General features: G+C 68.8%; 6 protein-coding genes and 1 tRNA gene. 6 read left to right on the plus strand and 1 reads right to left on the minus strand.

Annotated features, from left to right (window positions below):
- Positions 1-7 precede the first annotated feature (7 nt).
- The 6 genes from tmk (at position 8) to ACZ6SA_RS48690 (ending at position 5,919) form a co-directional block, all read left to right on the plus strand.
- The gene (tmk, locus tag ACZ6SA_RS48665; protein WP_347648075.1) at positions 8-2,050 is read left to right on the plus strand and encodes a dTMP kinase; all 2,043 of its coding nucleotides are present in this window, start codon (positions 8-10) and stop codon (positions 2,048-2,050) included.
- Positions 2,051-2,059: 9 nt separating this feature from the next.
- Positions 2,060-3,232: a DNA polymerase III subunit delta' gene (locus tag ACZ6SA_RS48670; RefSeq protein ID WP_465836255.1), complete on the plus strand. Its 1,173-nt coding sequence runs from the start codon at positions 2,060-2,062 to the stop codon at positions 3,230-3,232.
- Between the two features lie 9 nt (positions 3,233-3,241).
- Positions 3,242-3,811 (plus strand): SigE family RNA polymerase sigma factor, encoded by a 570-nt coding sequence (locus ACZ6SA_RS48675; protein ID WP_465836257.1) that lies wholly within the window; start codon positions 3,242-3,244, stop codon positions 3,809-3,811.
- Positions 3,808-4,857 carry a permease-like cell division protein FtsX gene (locus ACZ6SA_RS48680; RefSeq protein ID WP_465836259.1) on the plus strand — a complete coding sequence of 350 codons (1,050 nt, stop codon included), beginning with the start codon at positions 3,808-3,810 and terminating at the stop codon, positions 4,855-4,857. Before ACZ6SA_RS48675 ends, ACZ6SA_RS48680 begins: the two co-directional genes overlap by 4 nt.
- Positions 4,858-4,961: 104 nt before the next feature.
- Positions 4,962-5,789, plus strand: coding sequence for a PSP1 domain-containing protein (locus ACZ6SA_RS48685; RefSeq protein ID WP_347648093.1), 828 nt, complete (start codon positions 4,962-4,964; stop codon positions 5,787-5,789).
- Between the two features lie 53 nt (positions 5,790-5,842).
- Positions 5,843-5,919 (plus strand) — tRNA-Thr (locus ACZ6SA_RS48690).
- A 193-nt stretch (positions 5,920-6,112) separates the two neighbouring features.
- On the opposite strand, the gene ACZ6SA_RS48695 is transcribed toward ACZ6SA_RS48690, so the two are convergent.
- On the minus strand, positions 6,113-6,556 hold a 444-nt coding region (locus tag ACZ6SA_RS48695), incomplete at its 5' end, for a hypothetical protein (RefSeq protein WP_465836261.1).

Genomic DNA, 6,556 nt, shown 5'->3' on the forward strand with positions numbered 1-6,556 from the left:
TGAAATCATGACTGCCCCTGGCCGACGCCGCCCGGCTCACGTGCTGGCCAATGCGCCATTCCGGCGGCTGTGGACCGCCATGTCGGTGTGCAGTCTCGGCGACTGGCTCAACATCCTGGCGCTGACCGCGCTGGCCGGAAACCTGATGCAGGACGACTACCGCGTGCAGTCGCTGGCCATCGGCGGCGTGTTCGTGGCCAAGATGTTGCCCGCCATCCTGCTCGGGCCGCTCGCGGGGGTGTTCGCCGACAGGTTCGACCGGCGGCTGACGATGTTCGCGGCCGACCTCGCCCGGTTCGCCATCGTGTTGTCGATCCCGTTCGTGCACAGCTACCAGTGGGTGATCATCGCGACCCTCCTGGTCGAGTGCATCAACCTGTTCTGGGTCCCGGCCAAGGACGCCACCGTCCCCAACCTGGTGCCCAAGGAGCAGCTCGAGTCGGCCAACCAGCTCAACCTGCTGGTCACCTACGGCACCGCGCCGATCGCCGCCATGCTCTTCGCCGCGCTGTCCGTGGTGGGCGACGTGGTCACGAGCACGGTGCCGTTCCTGTCCGGCCGCGACGCCACAGGGCTGGCGCTCATCGTCAACGCCTGCGCCTACCTCGTGTCGGCCTTCCTGATCTTCACGCTGCGCGGCATTCCCAAGCGTGACGGCGCCATCTCCACGCCGTCCGTGCTCAAGCAGGTCATCGAGGGCTGGCGGTTCGTCGGCGGCCACCGGATGGTGCGCGGCCTCATCATCGGCATGCTGGGCGCGTTCGCCGCCGGCGGGGCCGTGGTCGGCGTCGCCAAGATCTACGTCGGTGCGCTCGGCGGCGGCGACGCGGCCTACGGCGTCGTGTTCGGCGCGGTCTTCGTCGGCATGGCGCTGGGCATGTTCTTCGGGCCCAGGCTGCTGCGCCAGTTGTCGCGCAGGCGGCTGTTCGGCCTGGCCATCACCGTGGCGGGGCTGGTGCTCGTCACGATCGCGCTGGTGCACAACCTGCCGATCGTGGTCATGCTGACCGTCGTGCTCGGCGCGTGCGCGGGCATCGCCTGGATCATCGGCTACACGCTGATCGGGCTCGAGGTCGAAGACGGGCTGCGCGGCCGTACGTTCGCGTTCCTGCAGTCCACCGCGCGCGTGACGCTCCTGCTCGTGGTCGCCGTGGCCAACCCGGTGGCGGCGATCTTCGGCGTGCACGTGCTCGACCTGGGCGAGTTCGCCTACCAGTTCGACGGGTCCAACCTGGTGCTGCTGATCGGCGGCGTGCTCGCGACCGCCGTCGGCCTCCTCGCGCTGCGCCACATGGACGACAGGAAGGGCGTGCCCCTCACCGCCGACCTGATCGCCGCGGTGCGGGGCGAGCGGCTGGGCACCGAGCGGGCCGAGCACGTGCCGGGCCTGTTCGTGGCGTTCGAGGGCGGCGAAGGGTCGGGCAAGACCACCCAGTCGCGGCTGATCGCCATCTGGCTGCGCGACCAGGGCTACGACGTCGTGCAGACGCGCGAGCCCGGCTCCACCAAGGTCGGCATGCGGCTGCGCGCCATCCTGCTCGACGCGGCCGAGCGCGGCCTGTCGGCCCGTGCCGAGGCCCTGCTCTACGCCGCCGACCGGGCCGAGCACGTGGAGAAGGTGATCAGGCCCGCCCTCTACCGCGGCTCGCTCGTGGTCACCGACCGCTACGTCGACTCCTCGCTGGCCTACCAGGGCGCCGGCCGGGCGCTCGACCCCGAGGACGTGTCCAAGATCAACGCTTGGGCGACCGGCGGGCTGGTGCCGCACCTGACCGTCCTCATCGACACGCCGCCCCAGGTGGGGCTCACCCGGCTGGGCGGCGCGGCCGACCGCATCGAGGCGGAGCCGCTGGAGTTCCACGAGCGGGTGCGCAAGGAGTTCCGCAAGCTGGCCGCCGCGGCGCCCGAGCGCTACCTCGTGGTCGACGGCACCCTGCCGGCCGAGGTGCTCACCCGCCAGATCCAGGACCGTATCCACGAGATCCTGCCCGACCCGGTGCCGAGGGAGTCAGAAGACGCCACCGGCACGATGCCCGCCATCCGCGACTAGCCTTGCCTCGTGACGGTTTTCGCTGACCTGGTCGGTCAGGACCAAGCCACCGCCGTGCTCTCGCGGGCCGCGGCGGCGGCCGGCGAGGTCATCGGGGGCGGGCGCGGCGCGGGCATGACGCACGCCTGGCTGTTCACCGGCCCGCCCGGATCGGGCAGGGAAGAGGCCGCCCGCGCCTTCGCCGCGGCGCTGCTGTGCCCCGACGCCGGCTGCGGCCACTGCGACCAGTGCCACCAGGTGCTGATCGGCTCGCATCCCGACCTGGAGTCCGTACGCCCGGAAGGCCTGTCCTACAGCGTCAAGCAGACCCGCGAGCTCATCCTGCGCGCGGCCGGGGCGCCCACGCAGGGCCGGTGGCGGGTCATCCTGTTCGAAGACGCCGACCGGGCCACGGAGTCGGCCGCCAACGCCCTGCTCAAGGCCATCGAGGAGCCGCCGCCTCGCACGGTGTGGCTGTTGTGCTCCCCCGCCCCCGACGACCTGATGATCACCATCAGGTCCCGCTGCCGGCTGGTCACCCTCACCACACCCGCCACGGAGGCCGTCGCCCACGTGCTGGCCACCCGTGACAGCGTGCCGCACGACATCGCCGGGTTCGCCGCCAGAGCCGCCCAGGGGCACGTCAGCAGGGCGCGGGCACTGGCCCTCGACGAGGGAGCCAGGGCACGCCGCGAGGCGGTGCTGAGCATTCCACGCGCGCTGACGGGGGTCGGCGAGTGCGTGGCCGCGGCCGAGCGGCTGGTGAAGACGGCCGAGGAAGAGGCCGCCGCCGCCACGGCCGCCCTCAACGACAACGAGACCGCCGAGCTGCGCAAGATCTACGGCGAGGGCTCCACGGGCAAAGGGCTCAACCGGGGGCTCGTACGCGGCGGCGCGGGCGCGCTGAAGGAGCTGGAGGACCGGCAGAAGTCCCGGGCCACCCGCATCAAACGCGATTCGCTGGACTCGGCGTTGCTGGAGCTGGTGTCCTACTACCGCGACGTGCTGGCCATGCAGTTCGGCGCCGCCATCGAGCTGGCCAACGACGACATCCGCTTCGACCTCGACCAGCTGGCCAAGGCGTCCACCCCCGAGGAGACGCTGCGGCGGATCGACGCGATCATGCAGTGCCGGGAACGCCTGGCCGCCAACGTCAACCCCCAGATCGCGATCGAGGCCATGATGCTGGCGCTCCGCCCATGAGATGACCGGGTGACAGAAGCAGCAGACGAGGCCGCCAGGCGTCTCTGTTACGTGGAAGTCGAACTGCTCACCCAACAGGAAGCCCTCGCCCGGCAGCGCGTGGACGTGGCGTCGATCTTCGCCGAGCACCACGTCGGCCTCGTACGGCTGGCCCTGATCATGCTCGGTGACCAGGCCAGCGCCGAGGACGTCGTGCAGGAGGCGTTCGCCCGCACCCACGCCGGCCGGGGCAGGCTGCGCGACGCCGACAAGGCGCTGGCCTACGTACGTTCCGCGGTGCTCAACGGGTGCCGGTCGGTGCTGCGCAGGCGGGTGACCGCGTTCCGGCGCGCGGTGCCGTACGAACCGCCTGTCTGGTCGGCGGAGAGCGCCGCGATGCTCGGGGAGGAACGGCGCGAGGTGCTGCTGGCGCTGCGCGAGCTGCCGCGCCGGCAGCGCGAGGCCCTCACCCTGCGCTACTACTTCGACCTCACCGACCAGGAGGTCGCCGACACCATGCGGATCAGCGCCGGCACGGCCCGATCCACCATCGCGCGGGGGCTCGCCGCACTCGGCCGGGCACTCGGGGAGGAATCATGAACCACAGCCCGACCGAAGACCGGCTGCGCGAGGCGCTCACGGAGGCGGGCGCCACGCTCGACCCCAGCACGCTCAGGCCGCTGCGGGCGCCGGATCGTCGCTTCCGGCTGAACCACCGGCTGGTGACGGCGGCCGCGGCGGTCGTGCTCGCGGGGACGGCGGCCGCGGTGGGGCTGGGCGGACCGGGCGACGTCAACCGCGCGGTGGCCACGAACCCGGAGTCCCTCCCTATCGACCAGGCCGACATGGTCGTCCAGCTCTGCACGAAGAAGACGTGTGACGGCAACGAGGCTACGCCTGAGCAGATACAGGCGATCGAGGAGGCGGTACGGCAACTGCCGGAGGTCGAGGTCGCGCTCTTCGAGGGCCAGGCGCTCGCCTACAACCGCTTCCGACAGGAATTCGCGAACGATCAGGAGCTGCTGGATAAGGCCGATCCGGCTGATTTTCCGCCGATGTTCCGGCTCAAGCTCAAGAAGGGGACCGCTCCGAGCCAGGTGTCGGCGGCACTTCACAAATTGCCCGGCCTCTACGGTGTAGTCGACAGGCCGGGCTACCGTGATCTCGTCGAAAAGGTGGAGAGCGATCCCAACCGGCTTGTGGACCTCAGCGTCTTCCTGTGCGGACGGGGGTCGTCCTGGCCTGCGTGCGGCGCGGAGCGCACCTACTCCGGTGAGCAGGACTTCGAGGTCAAGAAGAAGGGCAAGGGAGCGACGGGGGCGCAGAAGACGGCGCTCCGGACGCTGATCGAGGAAATGCCCGAGGTCGAATCGTTCGTCTTCGAGGATCAGAAGGCGGCGTACGAGAACTTCCTCAAGTCGCACAAGGGCAACAAGAATCTGATCAACCAGACCGAAGTGAAGGACATGAACGAATCCTTCAGGGTGAAGCTCCGACCGGAGACCGATGTGGACAAAGTCGTCAGCCTGCTCAGAGGGCAGCCAGGGGTCTCCTCCGTAGGTAACAACAAGTGCATGCGGGATAACGTTCAGATGATCTACGACTACGGTCTGTCAACAGCAGCCTTCTGCCCCTCGGACAACTGATTGGACGCCCTCCTGACTCCTGGTGCGGGCGGCACGTAATGTGGCAAGGGAAGGCCGCAAGGACCCCCGATGCCGGTCAAGGAGGCGAGCTCGAGCCCATGGGAATGATCATGGCCGTGAGCTTCACCCGCTACGGAAGGCTCTACTACCTCGACCCGGGCGGGCACAGCCCCAAGGTGGGCGACAAAGTGCTCGTACCCACCGACTCGGGTCCAGAGGTGGCGGAGTGCGTGTGGGCGCCCCAATGGAGCAGCGAGGACATCGACGGACTGCCGGTGTGCGCCGGGCCGGCGGAGGAGGAACACCTCGCCCGCGACGAAACCAACAAACGCCGCAGGGCCGAAGCCCGCAGCGTGGCCAAACGCCTCATCAAACGGCACACCCTGCCCATGAAGGTCGTCGGCGTCGACTATCTCGACGAGGACAACGTCTTCACCGTCTACTTCTCTGCGCCCCACCGGGTCGACTTCCGCGCCCTCGTCCGCGACCTGGCCCGCAACCTGCGGGCCAGGGTCGAACTCCGGCAGATCGGCCCCAGGGACGAGGCGCGCCTCCAGGGCGGCATCGGCCCCTGCGGGCGCGACCTGTGCTGCGCGACGTTCCTCAAGGACTTCGAGCCGGTGTCCGTCCGCATGGCCAAAGACCAGGACCTCCCGGTCAACCCGCTGCGGATCGCGGGGGCCTGCGGGCGGCTCATGTGCTGCCTCAAGTACGAACACCCCCTCTACCAGGAGTTCCGCGCCTCGGCGCCCCGAGTGGGGACGAACGTGGAAACCCCGGAAGGCCCCGGGACCGTGGTGGGGCACAACGTACCGTCCGACTCGGTGGTGGTGCGGCTCAACGACGGGGGGCGACGGTGCGCCTGCTCGAAGGCGAGCGTGTGCGGGCCGCGGAAGGCGTACGACTCGACGTACGGGGAGCCGGGGCAATAGGTGGGAGCGAGAACCCTTCGGGCTCCTGTAGACTCTGTCACGCCGTACGGCACGCCGCCTTAGCTCAGTCGGCCAGAGCACTTCACTCGTAATGAAGGGGTCTGGGGTTCGAATCCCCAAGGCGGCTCCAGGTCAGAAACCCCTCAAGGGATCTTGAGGGGTTTCTGGGTGTCTAAGTGAGTGACTAAACCAGATCCTCCGAGCGTCCGAGCATCTCCGGCGGGAGACGGGCATCCGTCCGATGTGACGTTGGCAGGGCATGGGCACACCTGGAGTGGCGCTCACCAACTGCCGTTTGGCCGACTGAGGCATGCGGTCCCGACCTATTGGTCCGGGAGTCCCAGCACCAGCTCATCTACCTCATCCGCCTCAGGGGCCGTGGGCAGAGCCTTGCGGACGGTGCGACGCAATCCCACGAAGTTGGCGCCCTCGTCGAGTCCCAGGCCAGCCACAAATTCGGCCTGACGGGCTCCCAGTTCAGCAAGACGTGCATGGACCTGGTTCTCTGCTTTATAGAGCGGGATCGGTAACTTCCACACGTGCTTGTCGATGTGCCGCTCGTCCTTCCCGTACGACATCAAGGGGCGGACAAACTCCGTCAACTCTGGGCTGTTGAGAATGGCACACAAGTAGTAGCCCTCGTGGCGGCTGTTGACCGTCCCCCAGTACAAGGAATGCTTTTCATCCAGCCTCACGGAGCTGAAGGACGAGGATCGCTTTGACGAGCTGACCTGCGAGAAGTGGGCAGCAGCGGAGTTTGCGCAGGA

The sequence above is a fragment of the Nonomuraea sp. NPDC049378 genome, assembly GCF_055586745.1.

Bases quoted from the DNA above. Each gene is read 5' to 3' on its own strand.
- ACZ6SA_RS48685 (WP_347648093.1), top strand. From the start codon at position 4,962: ATGATCATGGCCGTGAGCTTCACCCGCTACGGAAGGCTCTACTACCTC.
- tmk (WP_347648075.1), top strand. From the start codon at position 8: ATGACTGCCCCTGGCCGACGCCGCCCGGCTCACGTGCTGGCCAATGCG.
- ACZ6SA_RS48680 (WP_465836259.1), top strand. From the start codon at position 3,808: ATGAACCACAGCCCGACCGAAGACCGGCTGCGCGAGGCGCTCACGGAG.